This is a genomic window from Magnetospirillum sp. LM-5 (assembly GCF_902729445.1).
Classification (GTDB): domain Bacteria; phylum Pseudomonadota; class Alphaproteobacteria; order Rhodospirillales; family Magnetospirillaceae; genus Magnetospirillum.
Genome location: NZ_CACVCE010000001.1, coordinates 132541 through 151358 on the forward strand (window position 1 = coordinate 132541; position 18818 = coordinate 151358).

The window sequence follows — 18818 nt, forward strand, 5'->3', positions numbered from 1 at the left end:
GGCGACTATTCGGCGGCGGCGTCCTTGCCGGCCGGCGGCGGGGCCGGCGGCAGGCCGGCGAAGCGGCGCAGCATCTCGAAACGACGACGGATCTGCACTTCCGCCTCGCCCATCAGATGGTGGAAGCGGTCGGGATCGGCTCGCTCGACCATGGTGAAGCGGGCCTCGCCCTTGGCGAAGTCGTAAAGGCTGCCGGTCGGCTCCTGGCTGTCCAGCGTCAGCGGGTTGTCGGTGGTGCCCAGCTTGCGCGGGTCCCAGCGATAGAGCGGCCAATAGCCCGACTGCACCGCCAGACGCTGCTGTTCCAGGCCCGACGACAGGTCGTAGCCATGGGCGATGCAATGGGAATAGGCGATGATCAGCGACACGCCCGGCCATGCCACCGCGTCCTGGATGGCGCGCAGCGTCTGCACGTCCTTCGAGCCGAAGGCGACATGGGCGACATAGACGTCGCCATAAGCCATGGCCATCATGCCCAGATCCTTCTTGGGCAGGCTTTTGCCGGCCACCGCGAACTTGGCGGTGGCCGCCAGCGGCGTGGCCTTGGATTGCTGGCCGCCGGTGTTGGAATAGACCTCGGTATCCATCACCAGGATGTTGACGTTCTTGCCCGACGCCAGCACGTGGTCAAGACCGCCATAGCCGATGTCATAGGCCCAACCGTCGCCGCCGACGATCCACACCACCTTGTCGACCAGATAGTCGGCCAGCTGGTCCAGGCGCCTGGCTTCGGGCTCGGTGCGGCCGGCCAGCAGCGTGCGCAGTTCCTCGACGCGGGTGCGCTGGAGGGCGATCTGGGCATCGTCTTCGTGGGTGGCGTGGGTGATCTCGTTGGCCAGCTTTTCGGGCACGATGCCGGCGGTCACCATGTGCCTCAACAGCAGCTTGGCGTTCTCGCCATGTTGGTCGACGGCCAGGCGGATGCCCAGACCGAACTCGGCATTGTCCTCGAACAGCGAGTTGGCCCAGGCCGGGCCGCGGCCGTCGGAATTCTTGGTATAGGGCGTGGTCGGCAGGTTGCCGCCGAAGATCGACGAGCAGCCGGTGGCGTTGGCCATCATCAGGCGGTCGCCGTAAAGCTGCGACAACAGCTTGATATAGGGCGTCTCGCCGCAGCCCAGGCAGGCGCCCGAGAACTCGAACAAGGGCTGCAGCAGCTGCGCGGTCTTGACGGTCGGCTTGGTGAGCTTGGTGCGATCGACTTCCGGCAGATCGACGAAGAAGCTCCAATTATCCTTCTCGTCGGCCAGGATCGGGTCCTTGTCGACCATGACCAGCGCCAGCCGGTCGGGATTGGCCTTGTCCTTGCCGGGGCAGACCTTGACGCACAGCGAGCAGCCGGTGCAATCCTCGGGGGCCACCTGCAGCAGGTACTCGGCGCCTTTGAACTCGGCGCCCTTATAGACCATGTGCTTGAGCGTCGACGGCGCATTGCCCAGGGCCGCCGGCTCGGCGACCTTGGCGCGGATCGCGCCGTGCGGGCAGACCATCGCGCACTTGTTGCACTGGATGCACAAGGATTGTTCCCACACCGGGATCTCGGCGGCGATGTTGCGGCGCTCGAAGCGCGCCGTGCCGGTCGGCCACACGCCGTCGGGCGGGAAGGCCGAAACCGGCAGCAGGTCGCCCTTGTTGGCCAGCATCATCGCGGTGACGCGCTGGACGAATTCCGGCGCGTCCTGCGGCACGATCGGCGGCCGGGTGCGGTTCGAGGTGGCGTCGGCCGGGATGGTCACCTTTTCCAGGTGGGCCAGGGCCATGTCGACGGCTTCGAAATTCTTCTCGACCATCGATTGCGACTTGCGGCCATAGGTCTTCTCGATGGCCTTCTTGATGTGGCCGATCGCCTCGTCCCGGGGCAGCACGCCCGACAGCGCGAAGAAGCAGGTCTGCATGATGGTGTTGATGCGCTGGCCCATGCCGGCGGCCTGGGCCACCTTGCGGGCGTCGATGGTATAGACCTGAAGGTTCTTGTCGATGATGTCCTGCTGCACCTCGCGCGGCAGGTAATCCCACAGCTCGTCCTTGGAATAGGGCGCGTTCAGCAGGAAGGTGGCGCCGGGCTTGGCGTGGGCCAGCACCTCATAGCGATCCAGGAAGACGAAATGGTGGCAGGCGACGAAGTCCGCCTCGCCGACCAGATAGGCCGAGCGGATGGCGTCGTGGCTGAAGCGCAGGTGCGAGATGGTCACCGCGCCCGACTTCTTGGAATCGTAGACGAAATAGCCTTGGCCCTGGAAGCCGGCATTCTCGGCGATGATCTTGATGGAGTTCTTGTTGGCGCCCACCGTGCCGTCGGCGCCCAGGCCGAAGAACACCGCGCTTTTGACGCCGGGCTGCGGCAGCTCGAACGCGGAATCCACCGGCAGCGACAGGCCGGTGACGTCGTCGGTGATGCCCACCGTGAAGCGGCGCTTGGGCTTGGCGGCCTTCAGTTCGTCGAACACCGCCTTGACCATGGCGGGGGTGAATTCCTTGCTGGCCAGGCCGTAGCGGCCGCCGATCACCACCGGCTCGGCGGCGGTGGCGCGATTGCCGGCGGCGCGGGCCTCGGCCAGGGCGGTGACGATGTCCTGGTAAAGCGGCTCGCCGACCGAGCCGCATTCCTTGGTGCGGTCCAGCACGGCGATGGCGCGGGCCGAGGTCGGCAGCGCCGAGACGAAGGCATCGATCGAGAACGGACGGAACAGGCGGACCTTCAGCACGCCCAGGCGCTCGCCCTGGCTGTTCAGGTAATCGACGGTTTCGTGCACGGTGTCGGCGCCCGACCCCATGATGACGATCACCCGGTCGGCGTCGGCGGCGCCGTGATAGTCGAACAGGTTGTATTGGCGGCCGGTCAGCTTGGCGAAGCGGTCCATCACCTGCTGCACGATGCCGGGGCAGGCGTCGTACCACGGGTTCCTGGCTTCCTGCATCTGGAAGAAGGTGTCGGGATTCTGCGACGAACCGCGCAAGCTGGGATGGTCGGGCGAAAGTGCGCGCTCGCGGTGCGCCTTGACCAGATCGTCGTCGATCATGCGGTGCAGGTCGGCATCGGCCAGTTCCTCGATCTTGGCGACCTCGTGGCTGGTGCGGAAACCGTCGAAGAAATGCAGGAACGGCACACGCGACTGCAGCGAGCTGGCATGGGCCACCATCGCCATGTCGTGGGCTTCCTGGACGCCGGCGGCGGCCAGCATGGCGAAACCGGTCTGGCGGCAGGCCATGACGTCGGAATGATCGCCGAAGATCGACAGGCCATGGGTCGCCACCGTGCGGGCCGACACGTGCATGGTGAACGAGGTCAGCTCACCGGCGATCTTGTACATGTTGGGGATCATCAGCAGCAGGCCCTGCGACGCCGTGAAGGTGGTCGCCAGCGACCCGGCCTGAAGCGCGCCGTGCACGGCGCCGGCGGCGCCGCCCTCGTGCTGCATCTCGGCGACGTTGGGAACCACGCCCCAGATGTTGGTCTTACCTTCCGAAGCCCACTGATCGGCCAGTTCCCCCATGGTGGAGGAGGGCGTGATGGGATAGATCGCCGCCACTTCGGACAGCCGGTAGGCGACCGAGGTGCAGGCTTCGTTTCCGTCGACGGTGATCAGGTGGCGTTTGGTCATGTTTGCTTCGTCCGGTGCTGAAAGGGACGAGCCGAACGGGCCCGCCCCGGGTCTAGTTCAAACGGGACGGCAGCATAGGCAGGGGTGGCGGGAACTCGCAAGTAACTAATCAAAAGGAGGCTGATAAACGAAATAAAATTGCTTGCAATCTGGAGGCGTTCAAAAAATAATCCCCCGCCCTCCCACCTTTTGGTGTGGAGAAGATACCTGAATGGGCGGGGCGGGCTCGCCCGATGGTGTTGGCCTGGGTGGCGCAATACGAAAGACATAAAAATTTCTCGCGGGGCACAACAAGAGGTTGCCATCCGCGACCAATGCAGAGTAGATTTACAACCGGGGCATTTGTACAGGAACCGCCATGACCGCAGCCGCTAAGAAAGTCACGAAAACCCCCCGTCGTCCGTCCAGCCGTGGACGCACGCCATCGGGCAAGCCCAACCCCATCGATGTGCATGTGGGGGGGCGGGTCCGTCTTCGCCGCACCCTTCTTGGCATGAGCCAGGAAAAGTTGGGCGAAGCGCTGGGCCTGACCTTCCAGCAAGTTCAAAAGTACGAGCGCGGTGCCAACCGCGTTGGCGCCAGCCGTCTGTTCGACCTGTCTCGCGTCCTCGACGTGCCGGTCAGCTTCTTCTTCGACGACATGACCGAGGAAGTGGAATCGTTGTCGCCTCGCCTGATCCTGGGCCTCAAGGAAGAGCCGGCGACGTTCGAGGCCGACCCGATGACCAAGCGCGAGACGCTGGAACTGGTTCGCGCCTATTACCGCATCACCGACCCGCAGGTTCGCCGGCGGGTGCTTGACCTGGCCAAGGCGCTGGGCGCCGTGGTCGGTTCGGGCGAATAATCGGCTGGTCCCCCTTGGCGCGAGTGTCCGGGATAGGATGCTAAGCGCCAGGGGGGCAGTCCGCGACTTGGTCCGGCAACGGACGACGCCGGAAACGGGAGCCTGGGCGGCGTATGCGGATTGACGACTACATCGATGCCACCAATCAGGCGACAAGCCAAGACGATGTGTTCGCTCTGTTCCAGTCGGCCGCGGCGTCGCTGGGCTATGACCGCATGATGTACCGCGCGTTGCGCAACCATCCCGACACCTCGCTGCCCTGCGTCGCCAAGACCTATCCCGAGGAATGGATCGCCCATTACGTCGCGAAGGGCTATGTCGATACCGACCCGGTCGGTGTGCGCATGCTGGTTTCGGGGCTGCCGTTCCTGTGGTGGGAGGCGGTGCAAAAGGGCAACCGCCATGCCGGCACCATCTTGAACGAGGCCGAGGAATTCGGCCTGAAGGACGGCGCCGCGGTGCCGATCCACGGACCCAACGGCGAATGCGTCGGGATCGGTTTCGCCAGTACCGTTGGCGGCATCGACGGCCGCGCCTCGCTGTCCAAGCTGCAGTTGATGGCGGTGCAGTTTCACACCGCTTACAGCGCACTGGCCCAGCCACGCCAGTTGACCGCCATCCACCTGACCCCGCGCGAGCGGGAAATCCTGCTGTGGTGCGGGCGTGGCAAAAGCTCGTGGGCCATCGGCGAGATCTTGCACATCGCCGAGAATTCGGTCGAGTGGCACCTGAAGAACATCTTCCGCAAATTGTCGGTCGATTCCCGCGTGACCGCCGTGGTCAAGGCGCTGCATCTCGGGCTTATTTCCCTGTAAAAACAATGGGTTGAATTGACCCCACGGAGTTCCGTGGGATGTTTCAGTCGACCGAGTGTGGGCATTCTTCGCTTCAGCAAAATGGCTGGGCGGAGGAAGTTCCCGTGATTGATTGCTTCACCTACGAAACCGCGCATTTGTTCGGCGATGCCTTGGCGTCGCAGTTTCGCCTGCGCCACAAAGTCTTCGTCGAGAAGCAGCAATGGGGGGTGCCGAACTGGCGCGGCATGGAGTACGACCAGTACGACACGCCGGCGGCGGTCTATTGCGTGTGGCGCGACGACGACGCGGTGGTGCGCGGTGTCGCCCGGCTGGCGCCGACCACCATCCCCTACATGATCAAGGATCTGTGGCCCGAGCTGGTCACCAACGGCGAGCTGCCGGCCAGCCCGGATATCTGGGAATCGACCCGCCTGGGCATCGATCATGATCTGCCCAAGCCGCTGCGCCGGCGCATCCTGTCCGAGCTGATCCTGGCCTACATGGAGGCCTCGCTGCGCTATCAGGTCAAGGGCCTGATCGGCATCGGCTACGAATGGTGCTGGGAACATTCCTTCAATCGGCAGGGCTGGCCGGTGCGCCGGCTGGGGCCGAACAAGGAAATCGATGGGCTGAGCAGCTATGTCGGCCTGCTGCCGGTGTCGCACGCCCATCTGCACAATCTGCGTGCCGCCACCGGCATCCATAGCCCGGTGCTGCGCACCGCCGACGATATTCTTTACCAGGGAGTGGCGGCCGAATGAGCGAAGCCGAACAAGACGCCACCCGAGCCCTGCTGCCCGGCCTTCACTACCTGGCGGTGGAAGCGTTGCGCTCGGGAAGCCCGGCGGTGTCGCGGGTGATCTACGACGCGATCTCGACAATAGAAAACATCATGGATGAGAAGGGAGACTACAATGAACAATGTTGTGTCGCTGCGGCGTCTGAAGCCGGAATCCGACAGCCTCATTGAAGCGCCTTTGATGTCGCAGAAGATGTTTCGCACCGCCTTGGTGCGGATGCTCAGCCACGCTCGCCAGCAGGGCCTGGCCGACACCACGCTGACCCTGGATCTGGCGCTGACCGCGCTGGATGCCGATTACGACCGGCGCCGGTCCTGATCGGGGCTCCGTGCAAAAGTCCTTTGACAGCCGCCATGAGTCGAGCCGTGCTCGCCTTATGGCGGGAAAATAAACCACTCCCGCGCGGAAAGCTTGGCGGAGCCCGGGATTTCCCAACAGAATCGGGGAAAAGTACACCGAGGCGAAGCCGAGGGACTTTTCCCCGCGGGAACTATTCCGGTGCCCGGAACGACTCGGCGGGGTCGTCACTGGGATACAGAATCTGTTGTCGCAACAGGCCGGTCATCGGCAGGTTGAGGTTGACGCCCTTGGGGGGAATCGGCGACTGGAACCACTGGATATACAGTTTTTCCAGCTCGCCGCTCTTCATCAACGCCTTGACGGTGCCATCGACCACCGCCTTGAAGGCCGGGTCGTTCTTGCGCAGCATGATGGCGATCGGCTCGATCGACATCGACGGGCCGAGCAGTTCGTATCCTTGCGGATCGGCGGACATGGCGATCAGGCCGGCCAGCAGGTTGTCGTCCATGACGAAGGCCTGGGCTTGGTCGCTTTCCAGCAGCGCGAAGGATTGCAGGTGGTCCTCGCCGAACAATTCGCGCATCGGCGTGCCGCCGACGGGCTGACGGGCGCCCAGCAACTGGATGCTGGTGCTGCCCTTGGTGGTGGCGACCGAGGCGCCGCGCAATTGCCCCAACGTTTTGATCCCGGACCCTTTCTTGACCGCGACCCGCACCGCCGAGACGAAGGTGGTGGGGGCGAAGGCGACCTGGGCCTGGCGTTCGGTATTGTTGGTGGTCGATCCGCATTCCAGGTCGATGGTGCCGGCAACGGTGCTGGCGATGCGGTTGGCCGAGGTCACCGCGACGTGACGGACCTCAAGCCGTGGCAGCCCCAGCTTGGCCTTGACCGCATCGACGACGCGGTTGCAGACATCGACGTGGTATCCGACGAAACGACCGCCTTCAAGCGCATAGGACAGCGGGTACGAGCTTTCCCGCACCCCCAAGGTGATGGCGCCGGTGCGCTTGATCTTGTCCAGCGTCATCTCGGTTTGTGGCTGGTCGGCAATCGCCTCCAGCGGGGCGACAATCACCGCGGCCAGGGCCACTCCCACCGTCAACAAAGCCATGCGCATCGAAGTCCCCCCCTCCCGGTGGTGATGCCCGTCCTTCGGATCGCTTCATCACCTAATGGGTGTATTCGCATGAGGGGTAGTGATTGTCAATCGCCACAAGGTCATGGTTCGGGCATGTCGGCCAGGACCTTCGCCAAGTCCTGGACGCGACGGCGGATCCGGTGGTCGGTGATGGCGCGATAGGCGCGGATCAACTCGATGACATCATTCTGGAATTGCGGCGAGCCCGCGTCGGAAACCGGCATCGCGGCGGCCATGCGGGGAACCGCGGCGGCTTCGACCTTGGCGCTCATCTCGGCGAAGAAGTAATCGACCGACACCCCCAGGACGCGGGCGACGTCGTAAAGCCGCGACGCCCCCACGCGGTTGGAGCCATTTTCATATTTCTGTATCTGCCGAAAGCTTAAGCCCAGCAGGTTGGCCAATTCGCCCTGGCTCAGGCGCAATTCGACCCGCCGCCGTTTCAGGCGGGCGCCGACATGCGCATCCACTGGGCTTGGTCCGTCGTCGTCAATGCCGCCACTGGTCAAGGTATGGCCCCCGTGTCACCTCGAATGCGAGATAGCAGAGTATATTATTCGCGAGAAGGATGTAAGTGGTCCGATATCAGCCGGCCGCCTGTCCCAGGCGCAGCGTGACCTCGGCGGGAACCTTGCGTTGGCGGGTCGTCAGCCACGATGTCCATCCCAGTCGGGGCAACCGGGCCGGGTTCTTGGTCCACAGGCGCGACACCGGGACCTGACGGGGCGGCAGGATCATGCGGATTTCGCTTTCGACATGGCCGCCCAAGGTGAAGTCCAGGATTTCCCGCAACAGGGCATGGCGCTTCGATCCGGGCAGAAGCGGGACCATGTCGCGCAGGGTCATCGGCCCCAGATCCAGCCGGATGGCGGCGGACTGGTCCCACACCCGGCGGCCCAGGACGGCGCCGTCGCCCAGGATCGCGTTGCGGCCCAGGGGGCCCAGGATGGTGGTCTGGTCGTCGTCCAGACGCAGCCAGCGGCCGGTGAACGGCACCACCTTCACCGGCATCGCCAGGGTATAGGACAAGGTCCGCTCGGACCGCAGCCGCTCGATCACAGCACGAGAGATTCGCCGGACCGGGGGGCATGTGATCCATGCTCCACCACAAGGAAGGCGACCTGAAGTCATGGAAGGGCAACAAGGTGCTGAAAATGTGGAAGAAGCCGTAGGCGGGCCCGGCGAGGGGAGAGGGAGTAGATGGTGGGCGATGCAGGGATTGAACCTGCGACCCCACCCGTGTGAAGGGTGTGCTCTACCGCTGAGCTAATCGCCCATCTACTCGTGCGGCCGATGATGCCGCTGGGAATTTCCCGGCTGTCGCCAAGGTTCCCATCCGCTCGGGAGGCGGCTTTATAGGGCGAGAGCGGCCCCCTGTCAAGCACCGGCGTCGTTCGATCACGAGCGGTTGGGCGACAGGTGGAACTCGACCAATCCCTTCAGGCCGGCGAAGGCGTCGGCCAGCTTGGCGGGGTCGTGGTCGCCGGTCGATCTGAGGACCAGATGGTAGGCGAAGCGCTGCCCCTCGTTGATCAGGTCGAAGGTCCAGCCGGTCACGTCGTAGCCGAAATTGGACATGATGGCGGTGATGTCCTCGGCCGATGGTTTGTGGTCGCGCAGGAAGGTCAGCGAGACGTGCATCACCGTCTCGTGCGGCAGCGAGCTTTCGATGCTGCGCACGCCGCTCATCAGCGCCACGGTCAGGATCGCCGCCGAAATCGCCGCGCCGTAGAAGCCCACGCCGATGACCACGCCGATCACCGCCGTCATCCAGATCGAGGCGGCGGTGGACAGGCCGCGGATCGAGAAGCCTTCCTTCATGATGACCCCGGCCCCCAGGAAGCCGATGCCGGTCAGGATGCCCTGGATGGTCCGGGTCGGGTCGGCGGTGGGCGGGGTGTGGCCGGTGCCGCCGAACCACATGTGCGGATAGCCGTTGATGACGGTCAGGACGCAACTGGCGACGCAGACCAGCGCATAGGTGCGAAGGCCTGCGGCGCGACCGTGATAGGACCGTTCGTAGCCGATCAGGATGCCGACCGCCAGCGCGCCCAACAGGTGCAGCAAGATCAGTCCGTTGACCTTCAAGGCGTCGGCGGACCAGTAGGCGAGCAGGGTTTCCATCAGGCGGTGTCGCGGGCGATGACGCGGACCATGTCCGGCGCCTGGTAGGCGGCGAAGCGGTCCAGCAGGGTTCCGGCATCGGATTCCACTGCGACCATGGCGCGGTGGCGCGCCCGCAGGAAGCCTTCGGCGACCATGTGGTCGAGGAAGGTGTGCAGATGGTCGAAATAGCCGTCGACGTCCAGGAAGCCCAGCGGCTTGGGGTGCAGGCCCAACTGACCCCAGGTCCACACCTCGAACAATTCCTCCATGGTGCCGATGCCGCCGGGCAGGGCGATGAAGGCGTCGGCCATATCGGCCATCTGCGCCTTTCGTTCGTGCATCGAGCCGACCACATGCAGCTCGGTCAGGTCGATATGGCCGACCTCCATCCGCATCAGCGCCTCGGGGATGATGCCGATCACCTCGCCGCCGGCGGCCAGGGCGGCGTTGGCGGTGATGCCCATCAGGCCGACATTGCCGCCGCCGTAAACCAGGCCCAGCCCGCGCTCGGCGACCAGTCGGCCCAGGGCCGCCGCCGCCTCGGCATAGACCGGGCGGTTGCCCATGGACGATCCGCAGAAGACGCAGACCCTTTGCATCAGGCCCCCTTGAAGATGCGGTCGAAGGCGGCCACCGCCGCCGCCGGGCCTTGCACGTGGTTCCACACGCCCCCCGACACCGCCAGGAAGTCCGCCCCGGCTTCGACCAGCGGGCGGCAATTATCGACAGTGATGCCGCCGATGGCCACCGCCGGCACGGTGAACAATTCCGACCACCAGCGCAGCAGGTCAAGGTCGGCGGTGAACTTGGCTTCCTTCGTCTCGGTCGGGAAGAAGGCGCCGAAGGCGACATAGTCGGCGCCCTGGTCGCCGGCCTCCATCGCCAGGTGGCGGGAATCGTGGCAGGTCACCCCGACGATACCGTCCTTGCCGACCGCCTTGCGGGCGGCGGCCAATGTCGCGTCCTCCTGGCCGATATGGACGCCGTCGCAGCCGGTCTCGAAGGCCAGGTCGGGGCGGTCGTTCAGCAGCACCGCCACCCCGGCCCGCTGGGCCGGCGGGCGCAGGACATCGACGATGCGGGCGATCTGGTCGTCGTCCAGGCCCTTCAGCCGGATCTGGGCGCAGGCGACGTCGCCGCCGTTCAGCGCCTCTTCCCAGGTGTTCACCCACTGGAAGGGATTTTCGATCACCGGCGGGGTGATCAGGTACAGGCGGCAGGAATGGGTGGAAATGGCGTCTCTCCCGACAGCAGGGTGGTTTCGGCGAAGTATGGCCGAAACATGGCCGCGTGCCACGAAAGAATCACCATTGCACCCTGATTGCGCCATCAGTGGCGGCGATGATCCTTCCATCCGAACGGGATGGCCCGTCGGACCGAAGATGAAGGAAGGATTTCACCATGCGCGTCTCTCGTACCCTGGTTGCCGCCCTGGTCGCCCTGTCGCTGGCGCCGGTTGCCGCCCTGGCTCAGACCGCCACCCCCGCCACTGGGGCCACGCCTGCTCCCGCCGCCGAAAAGGCGGTCGAGAAGAAGGCCGAAAAGGCTGCGGTGAAGGCCGAGAAGAAGGCGGAAAAGGTCGAAAAGAAGGCCGAGAAGAAGGCCGAGCCGGTCAAGCAGTAAGCCTTTCCATCGCCGGGCACCAGGCGGGGCCGCGATCGACGCTCCCTCGACCCTCCCCCCAGCCGTCCCGCCACCCGGCGACATAACGGGGCCGATTCCATCAGGGATCGGCCCCGCTTCTTTACTTGACGATGGCTCGGCCCGGGCTGGTGAAGGCCAGGGAATGCGGGCCGAAGAAATAGGCGTTGACCGTTTCGATGATCGGCGGGCTGATCGGCTTGTCGGCCTTCCATTCCACCACGAAATTGGCGCCGGTACCGCCGTCGTCATCCTTGTGCTCGACGAAGAAGTCGGTCGAGGCCATCGGACCCAGCCGGGCCGGCTTGGGCAGGAATTCCCGCAGCAGCTTGCCGGCGGTGTCGTAATAGCGCACCGAGGTCACGGTGAAGCCGTCATCGGGATCGGTGTTGCGCACCGCCAGCATCGACGACAGCAGTAGCATTTGCGGCTTGCCCTTGGCATCCAGGTTGCCGTGCCAGATATGGGAATAGACCGGGACATAGACGGTCTGGCCGGCGCTGGGCCGGACATCCTCGGCCCAAGCGGGCAGGGCGGGGAGCAGCAGGGCTAACGCCAGCAGCAATCGGCGCATCGGGCAGGCCTTTCGATCGAATTCGACGCCTGTCAGTATGGCGCAAACGGCGCCCGGTTCAAGGCGGCGGCAAGCCTAGCCCGTTTTCCGCCAGAGCGGAAAGCGGTCTAGAGTCTTACGTTTGGCCCGTGCCGGGCCGCTCAGGCGCCGCTCTGGCTGGTCGCGTGTTCACGCTTGGCGTGAAAACGCTCTAGCCCGCCAGTTTGCCCAGGCCCGCCAGCTTGCGGATTTCGGCGGCCGCTTCCGAGGTGACGCAGACCTTGCCGACCGGATTGAACATGGTGCCGACGGTCTTGGCCAGCGCCGCCGCCACCGGAATGCCCAGGATGCTGATGAACAGGAAGACCACCTGAATGATGGTTCCGATGGCCAGCAGCAGCCCCAGCGGCAGCCAGACGATCATCACGATGGTCGAATAGCTCTTCCAGGCGGGATTGGTATCTTCATTCGGCATGGCGTCGGACCTGGCGACCATTTCATGGCCGAACGGGGCCAGGAAGAACTTGCCCAACTGCATCAGTCCCAGACCGATCGGCGCGGCGACCACCGTCGCGGTCAGCAGCAATCCCAACAGGAAGGTCAGACCGGCATTGACGAAGCCAAGGAAGGGGATGTGCCACAAAATGTTGCCGAGCGCGCGCATCGAGAAAGCCTTTGTCAGGGTAGGGATCAATACCTTAGACGAGAATGCTGCACTTGTGGACATCTAAAAATGGTATGCGTGCGACAAAAGAATGGGGCGGCCCTGGGCCGCCCCTTCACGTTTTCCGTCTTGTCCGTTCGTTCAGCTGTGCTGCTCGACGAACTTTTCCAACCAGTGAATATCGTAATCACCGTTCAGGAAGTCGCTGTCGTTGACCAGGCGCTGATGCAGCGGCAGGGTGCTCTTGACCCCGTCGATGACATATTCGCCCAGGGCGCGGCGCAGGCGCATCATCGCCTCGTTGCGGCTGTTGCCCGACACGATCAGCTTGGCGATCATGCTGTCGTAATGGGGCGGGATGCGGTAGCCGGCATACATGCCGGAATCGACGCGCACGCCCAGTCCGCCCGGGGCGTGATAGCCGACGATGCGGCCCGGCGAGGGGATGAAGGTCTGCGGGTCCTCGGCGTTGATGCGGCACTCGATGGCGTGGCCCTGGAAGCGCACGTCCGACTGCTCGTACCCCAAGGGGGCGCCGGCGGCGATGCGGATCTGCTCGCGCACCAGATCGATGCCGGTGATCGCCTCGGTGATCGGATGCTCGACCTGCAGGCGGGTGTTCATCTCGATGAAATAGAACTCGCCGTTCTCGAACAGGAATTCCAGGGTGCCGGCATTGCGGTAGCCCAGCTTCTTCACCGCGTTGCGGGCGATTTCGCCGATGCGTTCGCGCTGGGCGGCGTTCAAGGCCGGCGACGGCGCCTCTTCCAGCACCTTCTGATGGCGGCGCTGGAGCGAACAATCGCGTTCGCCCAGATGGACCACGGCACCGTAATTGTCGGCCAGGATCTGCATCTCGATGTGCCGGGGCTTGCCCAGGTACTTTTCCATGTAGACTTCGTCGTTGCCGAACGCGGCCTTGGCCTCGTTCCTGGCCAGGCGATAGGCCTCGCGCAGTTCGTCGGCGCTGCGTGCCACCTTCATGCCCTTGCCGCCGCCGCCGGCGGTGGCCTTGATCAGCACCGGATAGCCGACGGTCTCGGCGGTGGCCAGGGCCGCTTCCTCGGTGTCCAGCGCCCCGTCGGAACCGGGCACGCACGGCAGGCCGGCCGACTTGGCGGCCTGCTTGGCGGTGATCTTGTCGCCCATCATGCGGATATGGTCGGGGCTGGGGCCGATGAAGGCGAAGCCGTGTTCCTCGACCATCTGGGCGAAATCGGCGTTTTCCGACAAGAAGCCGTAGCCGGGATGGATGGCGTCGGCCCCGGTGATGGTCGCCGCCGACAGGATCGCCGCCTTGTTCAGATAGGAATCCTTGGCCGACGGCGGGCCGATGCACACCGCCTCGTCGGCCAGGCGGACATGCATGGCGTCGTTGTCGGCGGTGGAGTGCACCGCCACGGTGCGGATGCCCATCTCGCGGCAGGCGCGATGGATACGCAAAGCGATCTCGCCGCGATTGGCGATCAGCACCTTCTCGAACATCGGATCGATCCTATTCGATGACGGCCAGCGGCTCGCCGAACTCGACCGGCTGGCCGTCGGTGACGAGGAAGCGGACCAGCTTGCCGCCGCGCGGGGCGCGGATCGGGTTGAAGGTCTTCATCGCCTCGATCAGCATCAGGGTCTGGCCTTCCGAAACGGTGGCCCCGACCTCGACGAACTTGGGCGCGCCCGGTTCCGGCGACAGGTACGACACGCCGACCATCGGCGAGGTCACCGCGCCGGGATGGTTGGCATCGTCGACCGCCGCACCGCCCGGCTGGGCGACGGGCGCAGCCGCGACCGCCGGCATGGCCGGGGCGTAATGCTGGACCGGAGCGCCCTGGCGGGCGACGCGGATACGGATCGAGCCGGTGTCGTACTCGATCTCGGTCAGGTTGGTCTCGTCCAGCAGGGTGGCGAGCGAGCGGACCAATTCGGAATCGATGGATTTAGTGGCCATGTGCCTGTTCAGCTTTCCTTGATCAGGCGGGCAAGGGCGTCGAGCGCCAGGATATAGCCGTGGCTTCCGAAGCCGCAGATCATCCCCTTGGCCGCCTTGGAAACGAAGGAGTGGTGGCGGAATTCTTCCCGCTGGTGAATGTTCGACAGGTGCACCTCGACGCACACCACCTCGGCCGCATTCAGCGCGTCGAGCAGTGCCACCGAGGTATGGGTGTACGCCCCGGCATTCAAGATGATGCCGGCCGCACGCCCCCTGGCGCCTTGAATCCAATCCACCAGGTCGCCCTCGTGGTTGGATTGGTGAAACTCCATGTCCAGGCCAAGCGATTCCGCATGCGCTGCCGCAGCGGTTTCGATGTCGGCCAACGTCTGATGGCCATAAACCTCGGGCTGGCGTTTGCCCAGCATGTTGAGGTTCGGCCCGTTGACGATCAGGACAAGTGGTTTCGCCATGCCGGTCTTATAGCATGCGCTACAAATGGCGCAATGGGGGAACTTCCAACGCGAAATATTGTTGCGCTGTCTTGGTTCCGGCACCGCTTTACGCGGACTGCCGACGGGCGCATCATCACGCGGGATGCGAACGGGAGGAGAGCGGGTCATGAAGAAGATTCTGATTGTCGGCGGTGCGGTTGTCGCCCTGGTGGTGGTGGTGGTCGTCGGTGCGGTGACCTTTCTGTTCTCGAACCTCGACAGCCTGGTCAAGAAGGCCATCGAGAGTGCGGGCTCCGAGGTGGCCGGGGTCAAGGTCTCGGTCGGCGACGTCAAGATTTCGCTGTCCGACGGCAAGGCCAGCATTTCCGGCCTGACCGTGGCCAATCCGCCCGGCTTCACCGCGCCGACCGCCTTCGCCCTGGGCCAGATCGCCATCGCCATCGATACCGGTTCGGTGACCGGCAACCCGATCGTCATCAAGGATATCAGTGTGGCCAAGCCGCAGGTGACCTACGAGATGGCCGGCGCCGGCAGCAATATCGACGTCATCCAGAAGAACGTCGCCGCCAAGACCGGCGGCGGCGCCCAGAAGGCCCAGGACAAGCCAGCCGCCCAGGGCGAAGAAAAGAAGCTGGTGATCGACCGCATGGCCATCACCGGCGGCACGGTGACGCTGGCCACCGCCATGCCCGGGGTCAAGGGCTCGGCCAACCTGGCCGACATCGTGCTGACCGGCATCGGCAAGAAGTCGGGCGGCGCCACCGGCGCGGAGATCGCCGCACAGGTGCTGGACGCCATCACCAAGTCGGCGCTGAAGGCCGGCCAGTCCATGGGGATCGGCAATGTCGGCGAGGCCTTGAAGGGAGCGGTGCCCGGCGATGCCGGCGGCGCGCTGAAGGGGATCATGGGGAAGTAACCCTTCGCGTTCGGGGGTTGCCCGGACAGGCGGCTGTGACATACTGCCGCGATTCGCGGCTGTGACATACCGCCGCCTGTTCCGCGTGACCAGCCCGAGGGCGTTTTCATGAAGGTGATGATCAACGGCGAGGAAAAGACCTTCGCCGAATCCATGAGCGTCGAGGCCCTGTTGACCGGCCTGGGCATCGACCCGCGCAAGGTGGCGGTCGAGCGCAACCTGGAAATCGTGCCGAAATCGACCTATGCCGACGTGGCGGTCGGCGATGGCGACCGGCTGGAAATCGTGCATTTCATTGGCGGAGGATGTTAGACGTGGCGAACGACGATTTCTTCGAGGTGGCCGGGCGCAAATTCTCGTCGCGCCTGCTGGTCGGCACCGGCAAGTACAAGGATTTCGAGGAAACCGCCAAGGCCATCGAGGCCTCGGGCGCCGAGATCGTCACGGTGGCGGTGCGCCGGGTCAATCTGTCCGACCCCAGCCAGCCGATGCTGGTCGATTACGTCAGCCCGAAGACATACACCTATCTGCCCAACACCGCCGGCTGCTTCACCGCCGACGACGCGGTGCGCACGCTGCGCCTGGCGCGCGAGGCCGGCGGCTGGGACCTGGTGAAGCTGGAAGTGCTGGGCGACCAGAAGACCCTTTACCCCAACATGCCGGAAACCCTGGCCGCGGCCCAGGCCCTGATCAAGGACGGCTTCAAGGTGATGGTCTATTGTTCCGACGATCCGATCCAGGCCAAGAAGCTGGAAGACATGGGCTGCGTGGCGATCATGCCGCTGGGTTCGCTGATCGGGTCGGGGCTGGGGATCATGAACCCCATCAACATCCGCCTGATCAAGGAATCGGTGTCGGTGCCGGTGCTGGTCGATGCCGGCGTCGGCACGGCGTCGGACGCGGCCGAAGCGATGGAGCTGGGCTGCGACGGCGTGCTGATGAACACCGCCATCGCCGCCGCCAAGGACCCGATCCGCATGGCCCTGGCCATGAAGCTGGCGGTGGAGGCCGGCCGTCTGGCCTATCTGTCGGGGCGCATGCCCAAGAAGATGTACGCCGACCCCAGCTCGCCGCTGGCCGGGCTGATCTGACGGCTCACCCGGCTGGCAGCGAACAATCGCAGCCGATGCCGGCGGCGATCCAGCGCCTTGTCCACCGATTGGTGGCCAGCCGGCAGAGATAGCGTTGCCCCCCATCGTCCCAGGTCAGGGCCGGGCAGGGGCCTTTGATGCGCCAGAAGCGGATGCGCCCCAGCGGGCAGGTGGTCACCGCGCAGCACAGGCCACAGCCGTTGCAGGGCTGGCCCCAGGCCGGCTTGGCCGGCGCATCTTGGTGCAGCGTCACGATCAGGTCCATAGGGGGCAGGTCCATGGCGGCAGGCTAAGCCATTCCGGCCGGCCGCGGGAACCCCCTTCTAATGGCGCGAACCGCGCCAAAGACCGTACCATACCTGGGGGGTGCGGCCGGTTGGCCCTTCGGCCAACCCATTGACAAAAAACAACAATGCCGGAAAGTTTCAAAAAAATGACGGTCGCGGGCAAAGTTTCACTTTTCATCCGCCGAAAACCGCGTATATAGCGGTTTCAGGTGAGACGTACAGCGCACGTGCCTCTGGCCCCAAGGTGGGGTGTAAGTAACGACGTCCAAGGCGTCTTCTGGGTGCAAGCGGGGTGAAAAACCCCCGGTGCTTGGAGGAAGTAGCTATGAACGTGGTGGCCAGGCAGTCGCTGTCGGTGACCTTTTCCGCATTCCCGTATGGACAGCGTCCGCGGCAGGCCTGGGCCTTGCTGTGGAGCGATGTTCGAAGTCCGATCCGGCGGATCTGACGGTTTCCCAAAATACCGTTGGTTTCGACGTCCTGGCGCCTTCATGTGGCGCCAGGGCGCAGGTTTCTTTCGGGCCTTTGGCCCGGCCGTACCGGAAAGATATCGCGATGACTGCGAAGATTGCCCGTTTCCTCGATGAAGTCCGTCCCGCCTCGCCCTGCGTCATCGTCGACCTGGACGTGGTGCGCGACAATTACCTGGGCCTGCGCCATTGGCTGCCCTTGGCCACCGTCTATTACGCCGTCAAGGCCAACCCGGCCCCGGAAATCGTGCGCATGCTCGCCGGCCTGGGCTCCAGCTTCGACGTCGCCTCGCGCGGCGAGATCGATCTGTGCCTGGAAAATGGCGCCTCGGCCGAGCAGATCTCGTTCGGCAACACCATCAAGAAGAATTCGGACATCGCCTATGCCTATGCCAAGGGCGTGCGGCTGTACGCGTTCGATTCCGAATGCGAGCTCGAGAAGCTGGCTGAACTGGCCCCGGGCTCGAAGGTGTTCTGCCGCATCCTGATGACCTGCGACGGCGCCGAATGGCCGCTGTCGCGCAAGTTCGGCTGCGAGGTCGATATGGCCCGCGACCTGCTGGTCCGCGCCCGCGAACTGGGCCTGGACCCTTACGGTGTGTCGTTCCATGTGGGATCGCAGCAGACCGACTTGAGCCAGTGGGACATTGCGGTCGGCAAGGCCGCCATGCTGTTCACCGCCCTGAACGAGGCCGGCATCGACCTGCGCATGATCAATCTGGGCGGCGGTTTCCCGGCCCAGTACCGATCGGACGTGCCGGCGGTCGAACGTTATGCCGACGCGGTGATGCATGCCATGACCAACCATTTCGGCAACGACCTGCCGGCGATGATCATCGAGCCCGGCCGTTCGCTGGTCGGCGATGCCGGCATCCTGGAAGCCGAAGTGGTGCTGATCTCGAAGAAGTCCTATGACGAGGAAGTCCGCTGGGTCTATCTGGATATCGGCAAGTTCGGCGGCCTGGCCGAAACCATGGACGAGGCCATCAAGTACCGCATCCAGACCGAGAAGGACGGCGACGAGGCCGCTCCGGTCATCCTGGCCGGCCCGACCTGCGATTCCGCCGACATTTTGTACGAGAAGGCCGGCTACAAGATGCCGGTGACCCTGAAGGTCGGCGACAAGGTCCGCATCCTGTCGACCGGCGCCTACACCACCTCGTACTCGGCGGTGAACTTCAACGGCTTCGCGCCCTTGAAGGCCTACTTTATTTAGGTTTGCCCCAG

21 protein-coding genes, 1 tRNA gene and 1 pseudogene are annotated in these 18818 nt (G+C 64.6%); 9 read left to right on the forward strand and 14 right to left on the reverse strand.

Annotation, left to right across the window (positions count from 1 at the left end):
- Nucleotides 1–5: 5 nt before the first annotated feature.
- The gene (gene nifJ, locus MTBLM5_RS00655; protein WP_173973880.1) at nt 6–3602 is read right to left on the reverse strand and encodes a pyruvate:ferredoxin (flavodoxin) oxidoreductase; all 3597 of its coding nucleotides are present in this window, start codon (nt 3600–3602) and stop codon (nt 6–8) included.
- Nucleotides 3603–3960: 358 nt separating this feature from the next.
- On the opposite strand from nifJ, the gene MTBLM5_RS00660 reads away from it, so the two are divergent.
- From MTBLM5_RS00660 to MTBLM5_RS00680, 5 genes are all read left to right on the forward strand, one after another.
- Nucleotides 3961–4446 carry a helix-turn-helix domain-containing protein gene (locus tag MTBLM5_RS00660; protein ID WP_173973881.1) on the forward strand — a complete coding sequence of 162 codons (486 nt, stop codon included), beginning with the start codon at nt 3961–3963 and terminating at the stop codon, nt 4444–4446.
- Nucleotides 4447–4559: 113 nt separating this feature from the next.
- A complete protein-coding gene (locus tag MTBLM5_RS00665) occupies nt 4560–5261 on the forward strand; it encodes a LuxR family transcriptional regulator (RefSeq protein WP_173973882.1) in 702 nt (233 codons plus the stop codon).
- A 104-nt stretch (nt 5262–5365) separates the two neighbouring features.
- The gene (locus MTBLM5_RS00670) at nt 5366–6004 is read left to right on the forward strand and encodes an acyl-homoserine-lactone synthase (protein ID WP_173973883.1); all 639 of its coding nucleotides are present in this window, start codon (nt 5366–5368) and stop codon (nt 6002–6004) included.
- Nucleotides 6001–6213 carry a hypothetical protein gene (locus MTBLM5_RS00675; RefSeq protein WP_173973884.1) on the forward strand — a complete coding sequence of 71 codons (213 nt, stop codon included), beginning with the start codon at nt 6001–6003 and terminating at the stop codon, nt 6211–6213. The genes MTBLM5_RS00670 and MTBLM5_RS00675 overlap by 4 nt, the downstream gene beginning before the upstream one ends.
- Nucleotides 6214–6223: 10 nt before the next feature.
- Nucleotides 6224–6361, forward strand: coding sequence for a hypothetical protein (locus MTBLM5_RS00680; RefSeq protein ID WP_173973885.1), 138 nt, complete (start codon nt 6224–6226; stop codon nt 6359–6361).
- Between the two features lie 172 nt (nt 6362–6533).
- Here the strand turns inward: MTBLM5_RS00680 and MTBLM5_RS00685 are convergent, their stop codons facing one another.
- From MTBLM5_RS00685 to thiE, 7 genes are all read right to left on the reverse strand, one after another.
- Complete coding sequence (locus tag MTBLM5_RS00685; RefSeq protein WP_173973886.1) at nt 6534–7460, reverse strand: amino acid ABC transporter substrate-binding protein; 927 nt, start codon at nt 7458–7460, stop codon at nt 6534–6536.
- A 101-nt stretch (nt 7461–7561) separates the two neighbouring features.
- The gene (locus tag MTBLM5_RS00690; RefSeq protein WP_173973887.1) at nt 7562–7951 is read right to left on the reverse strand and encodes a helix-turn-helix domain-containing protein; all 390 of its coding nucleotides are present in this window, start codon (nt 7949–7951) and stop codon (nt 7562–7564) included.
- A gap of 115 nt (nt 7952–8066) precedes the next feature.
- Complete coding sequence (locus MTBLM5_RS00695) at nt 8067–8540, reverse strand: type VI secretion system baseplate subunit TssG (RefSeq protein ID WP_173973888.1); 474 nt, start codon at nt 8538–8540, stop codon at nt 8067–8069.
- A 142-nt stretch (nt 8541–8682) separates the two neighbouring features.
- Nucleotides 8683–8757: transfer RNA gene (locus MTBLM5_RS00700), tRNA-Val, on the reverse strand.
- Between the two features lie 122 nt (nt 8758–8879).
- Nucleotides 8880–9605, reverse strand: a complete 726-nt coding sequence (locus tag MTBLM5_RS00705) for an MgtC/SapB family protein (protein WP_173973889.1) — start codon at nt 9603–9605, stop codon at nt 8880–8882.
- Nucleotides 9605–10186 (reverse strand): TIGR00730 family Rossman fold protein, encoded by a 582-nt coding sequence (locus MTBLM5_RS00710; RefSeq protein ID WP_173973890.1) that lies wholly within the window; start codon nt 10184–10186, stop codon nt 9605–9607. The genes MTBLM5_RS00705 and MTBLM5_RS00710 overlap by 1 nt, the downstream gene beginning before the upstream one ends.
- Nucleotides 10186–10821: a thiamine phosphate synthase gene (gene thiE, locus MTBLM5_RS00715; RefSeq protein WP_254430857.1), complete on the reverse strand. Its 636-nt coding sequence runs from the start codon at nt 10819–10821 to the stop codon at nt 10186–10188. Before thiE ends, MTBLM5_RS00710 begins: the two co-directional genes overlap by 1 nt.
- Before the next feature lie 167 nt (nt 10822–10988).
- Here thiE and MTBLM5_RS00720 point away from each other — a divergent pair, with 167 nt between their 5' ends.
- Nucleotides 10989–11210 carry a hypothetical protein gene (locus MTBLM5_RS00720; protein ID WP_217424942.1) on the forward strand — a complete coding sequence of 74 codons (222 nt, stop codon included), beginning with the start codon at nt 10989–10991 and terminating at the stop codon, nt 11208–11210.
- Nucleotides 11211–11331: 121 nt separating this feature from the next.
- On the opposite strand, the gene MTBLM5_RS00725 is transcribed toward MTBLM5_RS00720, so the two are convergent.
- The 5 genes from MTBLM5_RS00725 to aroQ all read right to left on the reverse strand — a co-directional run bounded on the left by MTBLM5_RS00725 (nt 11332) and on the right by aroQ (nt 14845).
- Nucleotides 11332–11802: a DUF3124 domain-containing protein gene (locus MTBLM5_RS00725; RefSeq protein WP_173973892.1), complete on the reverse strand. Its 471-nt coding sequence runs from the start codon at nt 11800–11802 to the stop codon at nt 11332–11334.
- 190 nt (nt 11803–11992) lie between these two features.
- Nucleotides 11993–12445 (reverse strand): YccF domain-containing protein, encoded by a 453-nt coding sequence (locus MTBLM5_RS00730; protein ID WP_173973893.1) that lies wholly within the window; start codon nt 12443–12445, stop codon nt 11993–11995.
- 141 nt (nt 12446–12586) lie between these two features.
- A complete protein-coding gene (gene accC / locus MTBLM5_RS00735; RefSeq protein ID WP_173973894.1) occupies nt 12587–13930 on the reverse strand; it encodes an acetyl-CoA carboxylase biotin carboxylase subunit in 1344 nt (447 codons plus the stop codon).
- 10 nt (nt 13931–13940) lie between these two features.
- Nucleotides 13941–14390 carry an acetyl-CoA carboxylase biotin carboxyl carrier protein subunit gene (locus tag MTBLM5_RS00740; RefSeq protein ID WP_068496872.1) on the reverse strand — a complete coding sequence of 150 codons (450 nt, stop codon included), beginning with the start codon at nt 14388–14390 and terminating at the stop codon, nt 13941–13943.
- Nucleotides 14391–14398: 8 nt separating this feature from the next.
- On the reverse strand, nt 14399–14845 hold the full coding sequence (aroQ, locus tag MTBLM5_RS00745; protein ID WP_173974049.1) for a type II 3-dehydroquinate dehydratase: 447 nt from the start codon (nt 14843–14845) through the stop codon (nt 14399–14401).
- A gap of 148 nt (nt 14846–14993) precedes the next feature.
- On the opposite strand from aroQ, the gene MTBLM5_RS00750 reads away from it, so the two are divergent.
- Nucleotides 14994–15743, forward strand: a complete 750-nt coding sequence (locus tag MTBLM5_RS00750) for a hypothetical protein (protein WP_173973895.1) — start codon at nt 14994–14996, stop codon at nt 15741–15743.
- A gap of 108 nt (nt 15744–15851) precedes the next feature.
- Nucleotides 15852–16834, forward strand: a pseudogene (thiS, locus tag MTBLM5_RS00760) (sulfur carrier protein ThiS).
- A 4-nt stretch (nt 16835–16838) separates the two neighbouring features.
- On the opposite strand, the gene MTBLM5_RS00765 reads toward thiS, so the two are convergent.
- The gene (locus MTBLM5_RS00765) at nt 16839–17114 is read right to left on the reverse strand and encodes a hypothetical protein (RefSeq protein WP_217424943.1); all 276 of its coding nucleotides are present in this window, start codon (nt 17112–17114) and stop codon (nt 16839–16841) included.
- Between the two features lie 562 nt (nt 17115–17676).
- On the opposite strand from MTBLM5_RS00765, the gene MTBLM5_RS00770 reads away from it, so the two are divergent.
- A complete protein-coding gene (locus MTBLM5_RS00770; protein ID WP_173973898.1) occupies nt 17677–18807 on the forward strand; it encodes a type III PLP-dependent enzyme in 1131 nt (376 codons plus the stop codon).
- The last annotated feature ends 11 nt before the right edge of the window (nt 18808–18818 follow it).